Source organism: Pelomonas aquatica (assembly GCF_026712205.1).
Taxonomy (GTDB): domain Bacteria; phylum Pseudomonadota; class Gammaproteobacteria; order Burkholderiales; family Burkholderiaceae_C; genus Pelomonas; species Pelomonas aquatica.
The window spans coordinates 112,782-132,051 of sequence record NZ_JAPPUW010000008.1 but is presented as its reverse complement, the minus strand read 5'-3'; the positions used below and the strand labels follow the sequence as shown (position 1 = coordinate 132,051).

Here is a 19,270-nt window from a genome sequence, read left to right as displayed (position 1 = left end):
GAGTGCGAAATGCCAGTCTACAGCATGACCGGGTACGCCAATTCCCTGGCACAACCCCCTAAGGCCGACGATGGCAGCAGCACGATCCCGGCAAGTGTCAGCGTCGAATTGCGGTCGGTCAACGGCCGTTTCCTGGACCTGTCCATGCGCATGCCCGAGGAGCTGCGCGGCCTGGAGCCTCAGCTGCGCGAGCTGGTCGCCGCCCGCTTCAAACGCGGCAAGATCGAGCTGCGCATCAACACCCAGCGCGAGGCCGACGGCGGCTGGCCCCAGCCTCAGCCCGAGCAGCTCAACCGCCTGGCCAACCTGGAAGCCAAGGTGCGCGCCTGGCTGCCCCAGGCCGCGCCGCTGTCCGTCCATGAGGCGCTGAACTGGTGCAAGAGCGGCGGCAGCGCGCCGGCCCAGCTCGACGCCACGACGCTGGAGGCGGCCCGCGCCTGCGTCGACGGCCTGACCGAGTCCCGCGAGCGCGAGGGCGAGAAGCTGGTCGCCATCCTGATGGAGCGCATCGCCCGGCTGCGTACGCTGGCCGACGAGGCCGAACCCCTGCTGCCGGCCGTGGTCGCTCGGCAGCAGCAGCGCTTCCTGGAGCGCTGGCAAGAGGCGCTGGCCGCCACGGGCGCGCAGTCCAGCGTGCCTCAGGAAGCCCTGCAGGAGCGCGCGCTGAACGAAGCCGCGGCGTTTGCGATCCGCATCGACGTGGCCGAGGAACTGGCGCGGCTGCGCGCCCACCTCGACGAACTGAGCCGGCTGCTGAAGAAGGGCGGCGAGCTCGGCAAGCGCCTGGATTTCCTGATCCAGGAACTGCACCGCGAAGCCAACACCCTGGGCTCCAAGTCCGCGGCGCTGGAGCTGACGAACATCTCTGTCGAAATGAAGGTCGCCATCGAGCAGATGCGCGAGCAGGTGCAGAACATTGAATGAGTGTCCCACGGCGTCTCGCGCCGTCCCGTAGTTCGATGTTCTGTGCAAGCCCCCTTCGGTAGTCAATGTGCACAGCGTCCCAGGCCGTCTCACTGAAGCGCACGCGATCTGTGGGGTGAACTGTCGGTAGCATGCGCTACACAGCTTTTGCGCCCCAGTCCTGGAAGCCGAGGGCGTTGAGCTTCGCGAGCAGGGCGTCGAATTGCTCCTGGGTCGGATTGCCGAGCGGGAGGCGCGCAGGGCCGACAGGTACACCGAGGTGGGTCATGAGTTTCTTGGCCGCGCCGAGGAAGCCGATGGACGCGATGGCGTCGATCATCGCGATCGAGAGCGATTGCAGGCGCCGCGCTTCGGCGAGGTCGCCGCGCTCGAAGGCGGCGATGAGGTCGGTGTAGAGCTTCGGCGCCCAGTTGTAGGTCGAGCCGACGCCGCCTTTCGCGCCGGTGGCGAGGGCGGCGAGGATCGTTTCATCGACGCCCCACGGAACGTCGAATCCGTCGCCGGCGACATCGAGGGTGCGGCGATACGAAACGAGGTCGGGGTTGGTGAATTTGATCCCCGCGAACGTCGGGATACGGGCGGGCGCTTCGGCCAGAAACTGGTGCATCGGCAGGTTGACGCCGGTGAGCACGGGAATGTCGTAGTAGTAAAAGGGCGTCTTCGGCGCAGCGGCGGCGATGGCGGCGCAGCAATCGATGAGTGCGCCGAGATCGCCAGGCTTGTAGTAGGACGGCGCGAGCGCGCTGATGCCGTCGAGGCCGAGTTCCTCCGCTTTGAGCGCGAGGGCTTTGGCATCTTCGACGCAGTTGCCGCCGACGTGGGCGATGCCCGCGACGCCGAGCGAGAGGTTGAATTTTTCCTGCAACAACAACGGCAGCCACGAGAGCACAAACCAGTTCGCCGTGCTCGCGCAAGCCATGATCGCCATCAACAGCCAGAACGCGGGTACATGCAGCACGCCCGAGAGGATCTCGCCAAGGCCGGGCCTTTCTGCGGGCGCGGAGGCTTGCGCGCCGGACTCCGCCGTGTCCGCGTGGCCGCCGCCGGGTTCCTTGAGAAAAAGGATGAGCACCAGCGCATAGGCGACGCCCACGAGGCCGAAGACGCCGAACGTGAGCCGCCAGCCCGCGGCTTCCGCGACGAAACCGCCGAGGCCAGCGAGCGCCTGGCCGAGGTAGATGCCGCTCATGTGAATGCCGGTGGCCAGCGAGCGCGTCGGGCCGCGATGGAAATCGGTGATCAACGCGAGCGCCGCCGGGATGTAGCACGCCTCGCTCACGCCCATGAGCGCGCGAGCGGCGACGAGTTCCTCGTAGCTGCGGACGTGGCCGGTGATCCACGTGACCACCGACCACACGACGAGCGAGACGAGGATGACGAGCCGGCGGCTGAAACGGTCCGCGAAAATGCCGCCGACCGGGCTGAGCGCCGAATAGATGAATAGAAAGATCGCCGTGAGCAGGCCGAACTGCGCGTCGGTCTGCGGGATGTCGCGCACGATCGGTGGACGCATCGTCGCGAGGAGCTGGCGGTCGAGGTAATTCAGCATCGCCACCGCGAAAAGCAGGCCGACGGCGATCCACGCGGCGCGGCTGGGCTTGCCGCTGGCGCTGGCGAGATCGGCCATCACGCGCGAGACGCCCTTCGTGCGCGCCTGCCACACGATGACGCCCACCGCGATTGCGCAGAGGACGAAGATGAGCCAATCCATCGGCACGAGGCGGAGGACGTAGCCGATCTCCATCGCGGCGACCGCTGGCGTGCGGATGCCAGGGCGCGTTTCGCCGGAGACGGTCATCAAGGTGTCGCCTGCGATCAGCGCGGGGGCGGTGGCGATTTTTTCCGGCCAGTCGCCGCGCGGCGTCCACGCGTTCGCGCGCGGATCGTAGGCGAGGATCTTGTTCGATTGCCCCGGATGCTCCTGCGGCGGCTGGCCGTAGCGCGAGCCGTCGTCGCCGCCGATCACGAGCAGGATCCCTTCGCGGGCCGGGGCGGGCATCGCGGCGGCGGCGAGATTGCCGGGCAGCGGCGCGGGTTTTTCGGACGCCCACAACTGCGCGGGCTCTGACGCGGAGGCGATCAACGTCGCGCCGTCAGTGTGATAGATGCGCGCCGGTTTGCCATCGGGCCCGGCGGCGAGCGAGCATCCGCCGAAGACTTGGATTTTTCCATCGAGCGCACCGGCGATGGAGAGAATGCGGCCGCCGAACGGCGCGCCCGGCAGCGTCTCCCACTGCGCTGCCTCGGGCTTCGCCGGATCGACCTTGGTGAGGTCGAGCCGATACGTCGCGGCCAGCGCGGCGGTGGCCGTCGGCGACTCCTGGCCGCCGATCACGTAGAGGCGGTTGTTGTCCACCGCGAAGGCCGCGTAGGCGACCGGCCGCGGCAGCGGTGCGAGCGCAAACGTTTTGCCGTCGGCGGTCACGAGCAGCGTTTCCGCGAGATGCTTTTCCGAATCCACGCCACCGGCCACGACCATGCCCTTCGCCATCGCGGCATAGGCGGCGTAGGCGCGCGGCGAAGGCAGATCGCCCACCTTCGTCCACGCGCCACCGTCGAGCCGGTAAATCGCGGTGTGAAATGCTTTCGCGCCGCCTTTCCACGGGGCCTTTTCGGGGAAATTCGCGCCACCCGCCGCGAGCACCACCGCCCTCCCCTCCTTCGCGGGCAGCACCACCGCCGCCATCCCCGCGAGCCCGTGCGGTTCGGGAATCGCTGGCTCGCTCGCCGGGCTCATGCGCAGCTCGGCGGCCCGCAGCGGAGCCGCGAGCGTGACCGACGCGAGCAGGCACGCGGCGAAAAACAGTTGGCGAAGCATCGTCAGCAACGGGGTTGGAATACGAAAACCTGCGGGGAGCGGACGCCGGGGCGGACTTCGCCGTTGAAGAAAATGCAGCCGTCCCGCCACGGAGCGACCGCGAGCGTCACTGGGGCGGGCACGCCGAGTTCGCCCGCTCTCGACCAGCGATCCGCCGCCGTGTCGTAGCGCAGGATTTCCTTCGTGAAGCCGGGATGATCGTCCGGCGAGGCGAGGCCCAACCGCGAGCCGTCGTCGCCCGAGACCACGAACAGCGAACCCTCCGCGACCGGCGCGGGCGACGCCGCCGCCACCGCCGCGCGCGGCAGATCGGCGAGCCGCGTCCACGCTCCGTCCGCGAATTTCCAGGCGTCGCGCAGATACGAGCGCGCCACGCCGCCCTTCGCGTCCGGCGCCAGCGAGCAGCCCGCCATAACGAAAAACGCGCCATCGACCGCCGCGGCCACCGCGAGCACGCGCCCCGCCGCCGGAAGGGCTGGCTCCTCCCGCCAGCCGCGGTCGAGCGCGTCGAGATCGAGACTCCAGTGTTGGTTCGAGGCCGTGTTCGCCGTGGGCGTTTCGACGCCGCCGACGATATGGGCCACGCGCCCCACCAACGCGCCGCACATTTGCGCCAGCGGCACGGGCAGCGGCGGCAGCGCGCGAAACGCAGCACTGCCTTCCGCGTCGAGGGTCAGCAGCGTCACCTCCGAGAAATTCCGCGCCGCGTCGCCGCCACCGATGTGCAGCACCCCTTCCGGAGCGGTCAGTGACACGCCGTAGCCATTCGGCGCGGGCAGTCTGCCCACCTCGCTCCAGGCGGCCTCCGGCTTCTCCAGATCGAGCGCGAATACCCGGTCGTGCCACACCTTTTTCCCGCCGTGCCAAGGCATCACGCCATCGGGAAAATTCGCCCCGCCCGCCGCCAGCAATCGCCCGCGATGCACCCCGGCGAATGCCCCCGCGAACCCGTGCTCGTCCGGCACATTCGGCAAGCACGAGAGCGAAGCGGCAGGGGTCTCCGGACTCAGCGCGCGGACGCAATACCAAAGCGCGCGCGGGAGGTGGAAGGGTCCTTTGAATAAGTTGCCCTTGGCGCGCTGCGCGGGCGTGCCGTCGCGGTGCAGCCAGCCATACCACTCGCCGTGCTCGCGATCGGGGAAATGCGCGAAGCTCCAGTCGTGGACTTGCGCGTGCATGGCGGCGTAGCGCGCCTCGCCGGTGAGCTTCCACGCAAGCAGGGTGGCGATGATCGCCTCGCAGTGCGGCCACCAGAACTTCATGTCCTGCCAATACTCCTGCGGCGGCAGCCCGCGCAGGTCGGTGAAATAGAGGATGCCGCCGTGCTCGCTATCCCAGCCGCGCGCCCACATCCAGTCGAGGATCTTGCAGCCGACCTCGACGAGGCGCCGGTCCTGACGGAACTCGCCTTCGTGCATGATGAACCACGCGGCTTCGATGGCGTGACCGGGGTTCAATGTGCGGCCGTCGATGTGGTCGATGACGCCGCCGTCCGGCGCGACCGTTTCCATCATCGCCTCGTGTTCGGGCTTGAGGAAATCGCGCTCGATCTCCGCAATGAAGGCGTCGATCCACGCCGAGCAAGTCTTCCCGCTGATCTCGATGTCGCCGAGATTCGCGCGCAATTCCTGCGCGGTGACGATGCCGATCATCAGCCCGCCCACGCCTTTCGCCGGGCGGGTCGGCTCGAACTTCGGCGGCATCACGCCCGGCTGGAAGTTGTAGCGCAGATAGGTGGCGAACGCCTTCGCCGCGTCCTCCGCCGCGCCGGCGTCGCCGGTGGCTTTCGCATACGCGGCGTAGCTGATCGCGGCGAAGGCTTCGCTGAAAACGTAGCGCCGCATCCGCAGCGGCGCGCCTTCGCGGGTGACGCTGAACCACATCTTGCCGTCCTCGCGGTGGCAATGCTTGCGGGAGAACTCGACGCACGACCGCGCCGCATCGAGCCATTCCGGGCGCGGCTCGATCGTGTTGTAAAGCGTCGAGAACATCCACCCCGCGCGCCCCTGGAACCACACGCTCTTGTCCGTATCGAGCAAGGATCCGTCGCGGTCGAGGCAGGTCATCATTCCGCCGTGCTCGTGGTCGAGGCCGTGCTTCAGCCAGAACGGCATCACGTCCTCGACGAGCGTGCGGCGATAGAACGTTGCAAGCCGCGCGCAGCTGTCGGGGTTGGTGAGATCGGTGTTCATGGTTGTGCAGACGCGGGCAGTTGGAAAGTCGAGGCTGGCAGGCCCGCACCGTTCACGAGGTTGGCGTCCTTGCACCAAGATGCCCAGGCATAGCGGACGGCTTTCGGGGCCGAGACGCCGGGGGCGGAGACGATCACGGTATGGCCCTCCACGCGGGCGTCGGCGGGCGTCCAGGCGGCTCCATCGTTGGAGATTTCGAAGCCCGCGAGCTGGCCGCCCGACGAGGATTTCATGCCGGCGGCGTGGTCGAAGCCGATGACGAGTTCGCCGCCGCGCACGGTCATTTCTGCCGGGGCGGGGCCGGACGAGATCATTCCGGGTTTTCCGTAAACGTCGCGCAGGGCGAGGAGCGCGAGGCGTTCGCCGACCGGGCGCTTATGGTTCGGATGGACATCGCTCTTCGCGTCGACCGGCGGGCCGTGGTCGTAGGAGACGGCCATGCCGGAGGGCGCGGGAATCGCCGCGACGGATCGTCGCTGCATGTCGCGGAACTCGCCCCAGTGCTTGCGCTCGGCGGCTTCGCACGCGGAGAGCTGCACAAAGTAGAAAGGCAGCTTCGGGTCTTTCCATTTCGCACGCCAGTCGGCAGCCATCAGCGCCTGTAGCCGCGCATACTCGGCGATGCGGGCCGGCTCGACGGCGTTCGACTCGCCCTGATACCAGAGGAAGCCGCGCACGGGAAACTCGGCGATGCGGGCCATGCCGGACTCCCAAGCGAACGCCGGCTTGTAGCCGTGGTTTTTGCCAAGTTCGTCTCCCGGCGAGTCCAGCAGCTTGGCGAGGTTCTGCGCCGCGCGCGCGCGCACCCACGTTGGGAGTTCCTGGTTCTTCATCCAATCGCCGGAGAGCTTGTTGCCGAAGCCGCTGGCCGTGAGCGCTTCCCTGGAGGCGAAGGTTTCGAGCGGCGCGCCGCCGATGGCGTAGCCAACGACGCCGACGGGAATGCCGACTTCGGCCCGGATCTTCTTCGCGAACCAATACCCGACGGCTGAGGCGCGCGCGGCATCGGGGCCCGCTGCGGCCGCCCAGCTTCCCCGGTAATAGCTGTCCGGATTCAGGCGCTGCGCGTCATCGGGTCCGAACGCCAGGGCGCCGACGTTCTTGTTGAGTGGCTCGAACGTGGCCACACGCAGCGCGGGGTCGGCTGCGGACTGGAGTTCCGCGCCGCCTTCTGCGTCTTGCCCGAGCTTGAATTCCATGTTCGACTGACCGGCGGTGATCCAGACATCACCGACCAGCACGTCCTGCAGCAGAACCTCATTGCTCACTCCCACGATTCGGATCTGGCTAGGCTTGGCCTCGGCCTTGCGCGCAGGGAGGCGAACGATCCAGCGGCCGTCGACGCCAGCATGGGTCTCGGCGACATCGGCTCCGAAAGCGACCTTCACAAGCTCGCCGGCGGCCGCGCTGCCAAAGACGGCCACGGGCTTGTCGCGTTGAACGACCATGTGATCGCCAAAGATCGAATCGACCTCCACCGCTGCGAACAATGGCGTGGCTGTGCAAAGCGAAATTGCCAAGACGGCGAGCGGGTGCTTCATCGCTGGCGCCCGCTCATTTCGAGCTCGGAAAATGCGGTCTCAAGGCTTCTCATTTCGGATTTCTGAGTTACGGCGTCAAAGAACTCGGGCCCGTCCGTGGGCTTGCTGCATCGACGGCAAAAACGCCAGGTAAGAGCCATGTCGCAGCAAGGCCCGCGGTTTTCTTCTTACTTGAACTTGTCAAGACCCGCCTGTTCAGACACCCACTTGTTAAATAGCAACGGCTTTTAGGATCGCCATTTATTGAGTGCCTGAATCGGCGTTTGATGGCCCGGCGCCGGCAGCCCAGTGCCGAAAGCGATGGGAGCGCCTACATCTTGAGCTTCATACCGACGAAATACTGTCTGCCGATCACGTCGTAGGCGCCGGGTTCCGTGTTGGTGCCGACAGCTGGATCGCGTACGTTGATGTCAGGTTGAACATTGAACACATTGTTTGCTCCGACATAAACACTCAACTGGCTGGTTGCCTTGTAGTTCAATCTCAAATCGACGTAGGTGACGGCCTTCATATCGTTCAGGTCATCCGAATAGGCGTTTGGCGTCAGAAAGCTTTTCGTCTTGCTGCGATAACGCGCCTGCCCGAAGAGATTGATCTGATCCGTGATGTTATAGCCGGCATTGGTCGTGATACGCCATTTCGGATACAGCGGGCGACCAGCAAACACGGCGTTCGTGCCGGTGGCATCGACGACATCGTAGCGATCCAGGTAGTTCATGAAGACGCCACCAATGAAACCGTGCCCAACATAGCCGAGTTCGAAGTCGACGCCCCGCGTCGTGATATTGGCCGCGTTGATCAGCGGAGAGCGAAGGTTCAGGATCGGGCCGTCCTTCACATCCCGGAACAGGGTTCCGCCGCAAGTCGGATCGAATGAACCCGGCGCAACGCCAAAACAGTTCTTGACCTGGACATCCGACGAAAGGCGAGTGATGCCGTTCTTGATGTCGATACTGTAATAGTCGACCGAGAGCGACAGGCCCTGCATCGGCGTGAATACCGCGCCCAGCGTCGTCGTCTTGGCCGTTTCCGCGGACAAGGCTGGGGATCCTGCCAGCAGCAGCCGGGTATTGTTGGCTTCGGACGAAACCAGGGCAAAGGATCCGGTGTTCGCGATGCGATTGGCGATGGCCGGGATCGAACGGCAGTTGTCCGCAATGTTTCCGGTGCTCGCGGCCGTCACACCATTGCAGACGTCGGTATTCGCCGGGGCCGTGTTGGTGACACCGTTCGAGAACAGATCATTGATATTGGGCGCGCGCACCGAACGCGGCGACCAACTGCCGCGCAGCCGCAATTTTTCCGATACCGGGGCATTCAAGCCATAGCGGTGGGTAAAATTCTTGCCGACGGTCGAATAGTCGCCATACCTGCCTGCGGCGCTCAGATTCAACCACCGTGCGACCGGCACCTCGATTTCTCCAAAAGCTTCCTTGACGCTGAATGCGCCAGAAATTGCCGAGACTTGAAGGTCACGGGAAAGTCCTTGTTGACGGTATGCGTCGGGAATCTCCTCGGCTTGCTCCCTGCGGAATTCAACGCCGGCTGCGAAGTTGATGGGATTGGCGGAAATCGCATACGGCAGTTCGCCGGAGAGCACCGAATTGACGACGCCCTGCTTGATGACACCGGTTTGTCCGGTCGAAATCGCCAGATACTTGACGGCCTCAGGTGAAATACCCGTGACGCCGGCCTTGCCGGCAAGGCTGTCGACCGTCCCGAACGGATTGATCGGCACGCAGCCTTCGATGCGTGCTTGTGCACTGGCGCAGCGATAGCCACCTTTCCCATCGGCTTCGATCGTCAAGGCGTTGCGGAAATTGGGGATGCTGAAGTCGCCGGTATTGGTCTGGAGTTCCGAGGTCGTCCCGTAAACCGCGCTGCTCTTCCATGACAGGCTGTCGCTGAAGTCATGAGTGAAACTCGCGGCCGCCCGGAAGGTCTCGCGCTTGTTCGACACGGTCCGGTCACCCAGTTCCACCAGGCGACGGAAGGTCTGCACGCGGTCGAGCGAGGTATTGGGCCCCATCGCTGCCAGCAACTGCGCGCCGGCGCGACTGCCCACGAAATAGGGGCTGGTCGCGACGTCGATCCCGGTCGTTGCGCCCTGCGGCACCCGGAATACATCGGCCACCGCCGAGACTGGCGCCGGCTCGAGCGCGACGAACGAGGTCGTCTTGGTGTAGTTCATCTCGAACTCCGCCTTGGACTTCTCGTCGACATCCACGGTCAGGCCCGAGGCGATGTAGGAGGGTTTGTAAGGCGCGACGAGGTAGCGACGCGCGAACTGGTTGTCCCAGTCGGTGGTACCGAGCCGGTTGAATTTTGAGTCGAGCAGCGGCTGGTTGGTGTTGAAGGGATTGCCATTCCCGAACATCGCCAGGTTGCCAAAGAAGAGCGCACCGCCAGGCACATGCGCCGGCCCGTTCCGCACCGCAATCGATTCGAGAATGCCGTCCTTGTTGGTATCGAGGAAACGCAGCTCATTGGCCGAAAAAGGCCGGTCCGCCGAGCGCAATGGTTCCTGCTTCGACTGGCCGATGGAAACCCAGGCATTGCCCGTGTCGAAGTTGCGCCCGTAGGTGAGGTCGAAACTCTTTCTGCCCGCACCGCCATCCGCCGAATCGGAGGCGAGTGCATTGAGTTCAAGGCCGTTGAAGTCCTTCTTGGTAATGATGTTGATCACGCCCGCGATGGCATCCGAGCCATAAATCGCCGACTGGCCGCCGGTGAGAACGTCCACCCGCTTGATCATGGCCACGGGAATACTGTTCAGGTCGACGCCATAACCCGTATTGGCCGACACGCCCGAGACCCAACGGCGGCCATTGACCAGCACGAGGGTGCGTGCCGAACCCAGATTACGCAAGGATACTGTCGCCACCCCCACGTTTGCCGCATCGCCGCCGGTCGACGTGTTGTTGCTCGACGCGGACAGGCCCGCCGTGATGGACGGGATTCGGCTCAGGGTGTCTTCGATCGAAATACTACCGGTACCCTCGAAGATTGCCTTGCCCACCTCGGTGATGGGGGCCGAAGAAACGAGGTTGGCGCTCCGGATATTTGTTCCGGTAATGACGACAGCTTCCAGCACCTTGGCGTCAGCCTGCTTGGCTTTGGCCTGCTCGGTGTCGGTCTTGGCCTCACCGACCTGCTGAGCATGGGCAGCGGCGGACAAGGCCGCAGCCAGCGCTGAAAGCGTCAGCGCGGCAAAACTCGAACCGCGACGACGAGACCTCGACGATTTGTGTAGATATTGAACGGGCAACATGGGTGACTCCTCTCTTCAATGGACGGTTGAACTCGACAACGGTTCCGTGCAACGAAACCATCACTCACCAACAAACAGCGGACCGAATGCATCGGCTTAACCAACCCGCATGACCGCGGCTGGGCTCGGCAGAAGCCAGGCTCTATGCGAGAGGTGCCGCGGACAGGCTCTGTTACGCACGGCCCACGAACCAGAGCCGCTTCTGCGCCCAAGCGCCCGGACCGGCGAAGGGGCGACCGATAGAGGCGGCGCCGCATTGCGCGGTCCGCGGCACGATGCACGCAGCCGGTCGGATCAAGACGGCGGGAATGGCATCGAAGCGTGCGTGGCCATGAACACCGGGCGCGGCGGGTTCACAGTGGTGCGGCGGTGAACAGCGAAAGCGCCGGGACTGCAAGCGGGCGCTTCATTGCTGGCGCTCCCTGGGCGGGCCTACATCTTGAACTTCATACCGACGAAATACTGCCGGCCAATCACGTCGTAGGCGCCCGGTTCCGTGTTGGTGCCGATCGCCGGATCGCGCACGTTGATGGCGGGTTGAACATTGAACACATTGTTCGAGCCGACATAGAAACTCAGCGATTCGGTAGCCTTGTAGTTCGCTCGGAGGTCGACATAGGTGACGGCCTTCATGTTATTCAGCTCATCCGAATAGTTATTTGCCGTCAGGAAACTCTTCGTTTCGCTGCGCCAACGCGCCTGTGCGAAGAGATTGAGCTGATCCGTGACGTTGTAGCTGGCATTGGTCGTGATACGCCATTTCGGATACAGCGGACGGCCAGCCGAGGCCGTGCTGGTGCCGCTTGCGTCCACGACATCGTAGCGATTGAGGTAGTTGGCGAACACGCCGACGTTGAGCCCGTGCCCGACGTAGCCGACTTCGAAGTCGACGCCCTGCGTCTTGATGCTGGCCGCGTTGATCAGCGGAGAGCGAAGGTTCAGGATCGGACCATCGTTCGCATCGCGGACCAGGATTCCGCCGCAGGTCGAATCAAAGGAATTCGGCGCTGCCGAATAGCAGTTCTTGACCAAGAGATCCGGTGTGAGGCGGGTGATGCCATTCTTGATTGCGATATCGTAATAGTCGACCGACAACGACAGGCCGCGCATCGGGGTCAGTACACCGCCCAGCGTCTTGGTATTGGCCGCTTCTGCAGACAGGGTCGGCGATCCGGCGAGCAGCAGGCGCGTATTGTTTGGTTCCGAGGAAACCAGCGTGAAAGAACCGAGCGTCGCGATACGATTGGCGATGGCGGGAACGGAGCGACAGTTGACCGCAATGTTTCCGGTGCTTGAGGCAGTCACGCCGTTGCAGACGTCGGTATTCGCCGGGGCCGTGTTGGTGACACCGTTCGAGAACAGATCATTGATATTTGGCGCGCGCACCGAACGCGGCGACCAACTGCCGCGCAAGCGCAAAACGTCCAGGACCGGCGCATTGAAGCCATAGCGATGGGTAATATTTGTCCCGACGGTCGAATAGTGGCCAATCCGTGCGGCTGCGCTCAGACTCAACCACTTCGTGATCGGAGCCTCGACTTCGCCAAAAACTTCGTTGACGCTGAATGCTCCGGAAATCTCGGAGACCTTAAGGTCGCGGGAAAGGCCTTGCTGACGGAAGGCATCGGGAGTTTCCTTCGCCTGCTCCCGGCGGTGTTCGACGCCAGCTGCGAAGCTGACCGGATCAGCCGAAATCGAAAACGGCAGTTGGCCGGAAACAACCGAGTTGACGACAACCTGACTGATCTCGCCGGTTTGTCCGGTCGGAATCGCCAGATACTTGGCCGCGGCGGGCGAAATGCCGGTTATTCCAGCCTTGCCGACCAGGCTGTCGGTGGTGCCAAACGGATTGACCGGAACGCAGCCTTCGATGCGTGCTTGTGCACTGGCGCAGCGATAGCCACCTTTCCCATCGGCTTCGATCGTCAAGGCATTGCGGAAATTGGGGATGCTGAAGTCGCCGGTATTGGTCTGGAGTTCCGAGGTCGTGCCGTAAACCGCGCTGCTCTTCCAGGACAGGCTGTCGCTGAAGTCATGAGTGAAACTCGCGGCCGTCCGGAAGGTCTCGCGCTTGTTCGACACCGTTCGGTCACCCAGTTCCACCATGCGGCGATAGGTCTGCACGCGGTCAAGCGAGGTATTGGGCCCCATCGCTGCCAGCAATTGCGCGCCGGCGCTGCTGCCCGCAAAGTAGGGGCTGGTCGCGACGTCGATCCCGGTTGTGCCACCTTGGGCCACCCGGAATGCATCGGCCACCGCCGAAGCCGGCGCCGCCTCGAGCGCCACGGACGAGGTGGCCTTGGTGTAGTTCATCTCGAACTCGACCTTCGACTTCTCGTCGACGTTTACGGTCAGGCCCGAGGCGATATAACTGGGCTGGTAAGGTGCAACAAGATATCGGTGATTGAACTGGTTGTACCAGTCGGTCGTGCCCAGCCGGTTGAAGTGGGAATCGAGCAGCGGCTGACTGGTGTTGAAGGTACTGCCATCACCAAAAATCTTCAGCTTGCCGAAAAACAAAGCGCTTCTATCTCCGTAAGCCGATTCATTGCGAACCACCATCGCGTCAAGGATGCCATCGTTGTTGGTGTCGGCGAAGCCCAATGCGTTGGACGAAAATGGCCGCTGTGACGACCGTAGTTCCATTTGCTTCGACATGCCGACGGAAATCCAGGCATTGCCCCCGTCGAAGTTGCGCCCGTAGGTGAGATCGAAACGCTTCTTGCCCGCACCGCCATCCGCCGAGTTTGAGGCGAGGGCGTTGAGTTCAAGGCCATTGAAGTTGGTCTTGGTGATGATGTTGACCACGCCCGCGATGGCGTCCGAGCCATAAATCGCCGACTGACCGCCGGTGAGTATGTCTACGCGCTTGATCATCGGGGCAGGGATGCTGTTCAGATCCACGCCATAACCGGTGTTGGCCGAAACGCCCGAGACCCAACGGCGACCATTGACCAGCACGAGGGTGCGTGCCGAACCCAGATTGCGCAAGGAGACTGTCGCCACCCCCACGTTTGCCGCATCACCGCCGGTCGACGTGTTGTTGCTCGATGCGGACAGGCCCGATGTGATGGACGGGATTCTGCTCAGGGTGGATTCGATCGAAATACTACCGGTACCCTCGAAGACTTCTTTGCCCACCTCGGTGATCGGGGCCGATGAGAGGAGGTTGGAACTTCGGATATTTGTTCCGGTAATGACGACTGCTTCCAGCACCTTGGCGTCAGCCTGCTTGGCTTTGGCCTGCTCGGTGTCGGCCTTGGCCTCACCGACCTGCTGAGCATGGGCAGCGGCAGACAAGGCCGCAGCCAGCGTCGAAAGGGTCAGGACGGCAAAACTCGAACCGCGACGACGAGACCTCGACGATTTGTGTAGATACTGGACGGGCAACATGAGCGATTCCTCTCTCCAATGGACGGTTGAACTCGACAACGGTTCCGTGCAACGAACCATCTCTCACCAATAAACAGCGGACCGAATGCCCGGGCTTAATCAACCCGCACGATCACGGCGGGGCTCGGCAGGAGCCTGGGTCCACGCGAGATGCGCCTCGGACGGGCCCCGTCGCGCGCGCAGCCCGCGAACATGAGCCACCCCTGCGCCCGGACACCAGGACCCGCGAAGGGGCGGCCGATAGAAGCAGTTCCGCGTCGCGCGGTTCGCGGCACGATGCGCGCAACCCCTCGGATCAAGACGACGGGAATGACATCGGTCGGCTTGGTCATGAGGCTGGAAGGCGTCGAAGCGTGCATGGCCACGAAAACCGGGCAGCGGCGCGTTCACTTCTGCAGCTTGGGCAGACCCGCCCACAGCCTGGGCGTTCGCCTGCCAGGCGTTGGCTTTCAGATCCCGGGGGACCAGTTCGTCCCAATAGACCTTGCCCAGGTTGTTCATGCGCGCGAAGGTCAGGCCGGGCTCGGGGAAGTTCGCGTCGCCGCCAACGAGCAGCACGTCGCGGTGCACGCCGACGATCAGGCCCGCCAGACCGATCTGGCGCCACCACGGCGCCTTGACAGGAATCGCGTCGGACCAGGCCTGCTGCTTGGCTGGGAGCGGCGGAAGCTCACGCCAGGAGAAACTCAAGGGGCCGGCCGCCACGGAAGTGGCTGCGACGACGACAGCCAGGCAGGCCGCCCACAGCAGGCCGACGCTGGTGGCGCCCTTCAACAAGGGCTGGATCGCCGTCAGATACATGCTGCCCCTCCTTGTTGCCGCGACTCGGCTTTGAGAGTCACGAGGTGTTGCGTCGGTCGAATCGCTGGCCTGGGCGCTCAGCCGATCCCCATGCGAACGCTCCAGACGACTCGCTGATGAAAATGTACACCAATGTCATCAGATGACTAGCATCGATCTCATCGGTGAAAACACTGGTGTCCATCTCCGACAACAAGACCGATCGGCGGGCGCTGATGGCGTGCCAGGCTCAATTGAGCACCCTGCCATCTTGAACATTTCCCTTTTATTTCAAGTATTTATAGATCAAAACGACGACCTGACCGGCACCACGGCACCTTGCTGTCGACAATTGTTTGACATCTGAGCACATGAAAAACACAGCGCCACCGAACGATTTGAATGCGCACGTCCTCTGAGTTCGCACCTTCCGCCCTTGATGGTCAGTTCGCCGAACGCGACGCTCTGCCCTGGGCGCCGAGTTCCGCGATCGTGGGGTCGAGCGCTGCTTCCCGGATTTGCCGGTGTCTTGTGTGGATGGGGTTGGCGCGCGCGTCGGCGGGTCGCTGTTCGTCGGACTGGGCTCTACCGCTCGGCATTGGTACGCGCTGGATCTCGCCGCGCCTGCGGCCGGCTGGCGCCGGTGCGCGGACTTTCCCGCCGCGGCGCCAAGCTGCGCCGCGGCTGCGGCCCTCGGCGGGCGCCTCCATCTGTTCGGCGGCTTCGGGCGCGCGAGTGCCACTGCCAACACGGCTCAATTCGACACGGCTTACCGCTACGCCCCTGCTGCCGATCGCTGGGAGCCCTCGCTGACCCGCCTGCCGCGTGGGCTTGACCGGCGCCTCGGCAATCGCGGCTGGCGCGTCGAACCTCCATCTCCGGTGGCTGCGACCGTGAGCAGTTCCATGCTTTCCACCGCGAATTCGAGGGGGCCACACCGGCCGAAGCGGCCCACATCAACCGCGCCTAACCGCGTGCTAACGGCCTGTGCTTCGAGGTCGATGGTGGGCTGCTGATCGGCGGCGGCGATACCCAGGGAGGGATGTCCTGCCTGGACACGCTGTGGCCGGCACCGCAAACCGTGCCAACATCATCGGATCTCCCATGAAGCCCGAGAGCGCCTAGATGGCCACCCGTATACCTACCTACCGTCAAGCCCAGATCGATATCAAGACATATATCGAAAGGAATGGACTCAAGCCGGGCGATGCGCTTCCCGCCGAGGATCGCTTCGCCGAGGAAATCGGCGTCAGCCGGCTGTCGCTGCGCGAGGCGCTCAAGGCGCTCGACTCGGTAGGCATCGTCGAGACAAGGCACGGCGAAGGCGTCTTCGTCAAGGCCTTCTCCTTCGACTCGATCCTGGAGAACCTGCCTTATGCGATGGCGATGACGGACGCGCAGGTGAGGAACCTCCTGTATGCGCGGGCCTACCTCGAACTCGGTGCGATTCCGGATGTGGTCATGCATATCGAACCACAGCAAATTCGGCGCATGCGCGAACTGGCCGGGATCATGCTTGAACGCGCCGGTTGCGGTCAGGCCGCGCCGGAGGAGGACCACGCCTTCCATGTCGAGATGTACCGCTGCCTCGACAACGAGTTCCTCAACTCGCTGATCGACCTCTTCTGGCGCGCGTTCAACAAGATGAACAGCAATGCGCAACCGGAACCGATTCCGCAGTGGGCGCTCGAATCCGGTGCACGAGATCATATGCAAGTGGTCGAAATGCTTGAGCAGCGCGACACCTTCGGCCTGCTCTCGGCCCATCGTCGCCACTTCAACAATCTGTTCAGCCGCTATCCGCGCAACCCGCCCTCGGCCGCAACCCTGGCGGGACACAAGACGGAAGGCATGGAGGCATGAAGCGGTGCAGCCGTTTACTCCCGGCCACGGTAGCCCGCCGAGTCGAGCAGGCGCATGCCGGCCGTCATCCTGGATGATCAGCCCGCGGCCTGCCTGAAGGCCATCACGGCCTGATTGCGCAGCGTGCGCAGCAGCGAGAGCTCCTTGTCGCCCAGTTGCACGACGCCGGCCTCGGCATGGTCGGCGTAGATCAGGCCCAGCGGCGCGCCCTTGAGCATCAGCGGCAGCAGCAGGAAGCTCTGTGCCTGCATCTCGGCTCTGAACCAGGCCGGCAGCCGTGCCAAGATGTTGGCCGCGCGGGCATCCTGGATCAGCGTGTCGGCGCCCTTCAGGCAGACGGCGGCGAGCAGGTCGGGTGGCTGGCCGGTCAGGTCCACGCGCAACAGCGGCGCGAGGCGCTCCACGTCGGCGCCCACGCCCAATCGGCCGGTCAGCGTCTGGCCGCGTGCGTCGCGCAGGCAGAAGATGACGCGGCGCAGGCCCAGCGCGCGGTAGATGGTCTCCAGGATCATGCGCAGCACGGCGTTGAGCTGCGCGCCTTCGACCATCGCGTCGGTGATCTCCTGGATGCCGGCGGCCAGCAGTTCGCTGGCCTGGGCGGCGCTGGGCCGTGCGCCGACCTCGGTGCGCTCCAGCACCTGCGTGGGTGCCAGCTCGTGGGCCGTCAGCGAGTCGCCCGCCGAGGGCTCCACCGGCGCCAGCAGGCGCTGGGCGCGCGAGTCGCGCGGCAGGCGCAGGTCCAGGGCCTCGGTCATCTGCGCCAGGCGCTGGCGGGCGGTGTCCGCCGCCTGCTCGAAGATCTCGGCGCTCAGGCCCAGCGCACGCGCATGCCGCTGGGCCAGCGCACGCAGTCTGGCGTGGGCCAGCTCGGGCGGCGTCTGCATGATGAGATCGGCCATGTCGTTGGACGCGCGGGCCAGCCAGCGCTGGCGTTCTGTCGCGTCCTCGAGCAGGCGCGGCGGCGCCTCGCCGCTGGGCCGGCGCATCGCGCGCTGCAGGCTCTCGGGCAGGCCCCATTGCCGCGCCACGCCCAGGCCCAGGGCCTCGTAGCTCATGCCCAGCACCTGGGCCGACGCGGCAGCCTCGCCGATGGAAGGCTGGCCGTCGTCGGCGGGGCTGACGAGGCGGCGCACGGCCTCGGCCTCCTCCGGGAAGTAGAACTCGGTCAGCGTGCGGCCGAGGTGGTGCAGCATCGCGCCGAGGAAGGCCTCCTCGGCGTCGCGCGGGTTGGTGCACAGCTCGCGCGCCAGCGAGGCCGCCATCAGCGAGCGCAGGAAGTCCTCGCGCAGCCGCTGGGCATGGCCCTTGTTCTCCATGCGCTCCAGCAGCACGAGGCTGAGCGCCAGGTTGCGGATGCCGGCAAAGCCGATCAGCGCGACCGCACGCGACACGGTGCTGATGCCGCCGCCGCCCGCGTGCCGGTAGGCCGCCGTGTTGACCAGGCGCAGCAGCTTCTGCGTCAGCGCCACGTCCTTCAGGATCTCGTTGGACAGGCTGGCCAGGCTCTCGTCCTCGGACTGCGTCAGGCGCTGGATGCGCCGCACGGCATCGGACAGCGCCGGGAAGTCGCTCTTGTGGCGCATGCGGCGCAGCAGGAAGTCCAGCACCGGGGCTTCCGCGCCGTCGGCGGCCGGCTCGGCCACCGGGCGCAGCCAGGCGGCGAGCGCGTCGCGCATCAGTGCGGCGCTCGGCCAGCGCGCGGCGGGCTCGCGCGCCAGGCCGCGCTGCGCGATGGCGCGCAGCCCATCGTCCACGTCGGCAGCCAGGCCCGAGGGCAGCACGAGGTCGCTCGTCTGCACGCGCTGGACGGCGCGCCAGGGGTCGGGGTCGTGGTTCAGGCGCTGGCCGCTCAGCATCTCGGCCAGCATGACGCCGGCCGCGAACACGTCCATCTGCGGATGCGGCGCCGCGCCGGCTGCGGCCTCGGGCGAGATATAGCCCGGCGTGCCGACGACGCGGCTGCGCGTGTTCGCGCCCGGCCCGTTCGACGATGAAATGCGGGCCGCGATGCCGAAGTCCATCACCCGCGCCCGGCCGCGCGCGTCCAGCAGGATGTTGCTGGGCTTGAGGTCGCGGTGCACCAGGCCGGCGGCGTGGGCGGCGGCGAGGCCGTCCAGCACGCCCAGCATCAGCGTGACGGCCTCGGTGGCCGTCGGGCGCGGCCCGGCACGCAGGCGCTGGCTCAGCGTGCCGCCGCTGACGTATTCGAAGACGAGGTAGGAGCGCCCGCCCTGGGTGTCGGCCTCGAAGACGGGCACGATGTTGGGGTGGGTCAACCGGCTGACGGCGCGGGCCTCGTGCAGCCATTCGTCGACGGTGCCGGGCTCGCCGGCATCCGCGGCATGGGGCTTGAGCAGCTTGACGGCGACCTCGCGGTCCAGCAGCGGGTCGTGGGCCAGCCAGACGGTGGCCTGCGCGCCCTCGCCCAGGCGCTGCAGCAGCCGGAAGCGGCCAAGCTGGGGCAGTTCTTCGGTCATCGACGAAACCC

Annotated in this window: 10 protein-coding genes; 3 read left to right on the top strand and 7 right to left on the bottom strand. The window is 65.2% G+C overall.

The genetic code is table 11. The annotated features are described in order from the left end of the window. Positions 1 to 9: 9 nt before the first annotated feature. The gene (locus NYP07_RS10450) at positions 10 to 924 is read left to right on the top strand and encodes a YicC/YloC family endoribonuclease (protein ID WP_268150082.1); all 915 of its coding nucleotides are present in this window, start codon (positions 10 to 12) and stop codon (positions 922 to 924) included. A gap of 136 nt (positions 925 to 1,060) precedes the next feature. Here the strand turns inward: NYP07_RS10450 and NYP07_RS10445 are convergent, their stop codons facing one another. The 6 genes from NYP07_RS10445 to NYP07_RS10420 form a co-directional block, all read right to left on the bottom strand. After that, entirely contained in the window at positions 1,061 to 3,742 is a 2,682-nt protein-coding gene (locus NYP07_RS10445) for an MFS transporter (RefSeq protein WP_268150080.1), read from the bottom strand. 2 nt (positions 3,743 to 3,744) lie between these two features. Beyond that, positions 3,745 to 5,934 (bottom strand): AGE family epimerase/isomerase, encoded by a 2,190-nt coding sequence (locus NYP07_RS10440; protein WP_268150078.1) that lies wholly within the window; start codon positions 5,932 to 5,934, stop codon positions 3,745 to 3,747. Next, positions 5,931 to 7,475, bottom strand: a complete 1,545-nt coding sequence (locus NYP07_RS10435) for a sialate O-acetylesterase (protein WP_268150076.1) — start codon at positions 7,473 to 7,475, stop codon at positions 5,931 to 5,933. The genes NYP07_RS10440 and NYP07_RS10435 overlap by 4 nt, the downstream gene beginning before the upstream one ends. 310 nt (positions 7,476 to 7,785) lie before the next feature. Beyond that, positions 7,786 to 10,746, bottom strand: a complete 2,961-nt coding sequence (locus tag NYP07_RS10430; protein WP_268150074.1) for a TonB-dependent receptor domain-containing protein — start codon at positions 10,744 to 10,746, stop codon at positions 7,786 to 7,788. Between the two features lie 432 nt (positions 10,747 to 11,178). Next, a complete protein-coding gene (locus NYP07_RS10425) occupies positions 11,179 to 14,139 on the bottom strand; it encodes a TonB-dependent receptor plug domain-containing protein (RefSeq protein WP_268150072.1) in 2,961 nt (986 codons plus the stop codon). A 99-nt stretch (positions 14,140 to 14,238) separates the two neighbouring features. After that, complete coding sequence (locus tag NYP07_RS10420; protein ID WP_268150070.1) at positions 14,239 to 14,940, bottom strand: hypothetical protein; 702 nt, start codon at positions 14,938 to 14,940, stop codon at positions 14,239 to 14,241. A 497-nt stretch (positions 14,941 to 15,437) separates the two neighbouring features. On the opposite strand from NYP07_RS10420, the gene NYP07_RS24190 reads away from it, so the two are divergent. Together NYP07_RS24190 and NYP07_RS10415 are read left to right on the top strand one after the other, a co-directional pair. Further along, on the top strand, positions 15,438 to 15,935 hold the full coding sequence (locus tag NYP07_RS24190) for a hypothetical protein (protein WP_455430673.1): 498 nt from the start codon (positions 15,438 to 15,440) through the stop codon (positions 15,933 to 15,935). Positions 15,936 to 16,044: 109 nt separating this feature from the next. Beyond that, positions 16,045 to 16,782: a FadR/GntR family transcriptional regulator gene (locus NYP07_RS10415; RefSeq protein WP_268150068.1), complete on the top strand. Its 738-nt coding sequence runs from the start codon at positions 16,045 to 16,047 to the stop codon at positions 16,780 to 16,782. Between the two features lie 77 nt (positions 16,783 to 16,859). On the opposite strand, the gene NYP07_RS10410 is transcribed toward NYP07_RS10415, so the two are convergent. Then, the gene (locus tag NYP07_RS10410) at positions 16,860 to 19,259 is read right to left on the bottom strand and encodes a protein kinase domain-containing protein (protein ID WP_268150066.1); all 2,400 of its coding nucleotides are present in this window, start codon (positions 19,257 to 19,259) and stop codon (positions 16,860 to 16,862) included. Positions 19,260 to 19,270: the final 11 nt, after the last annotated feature.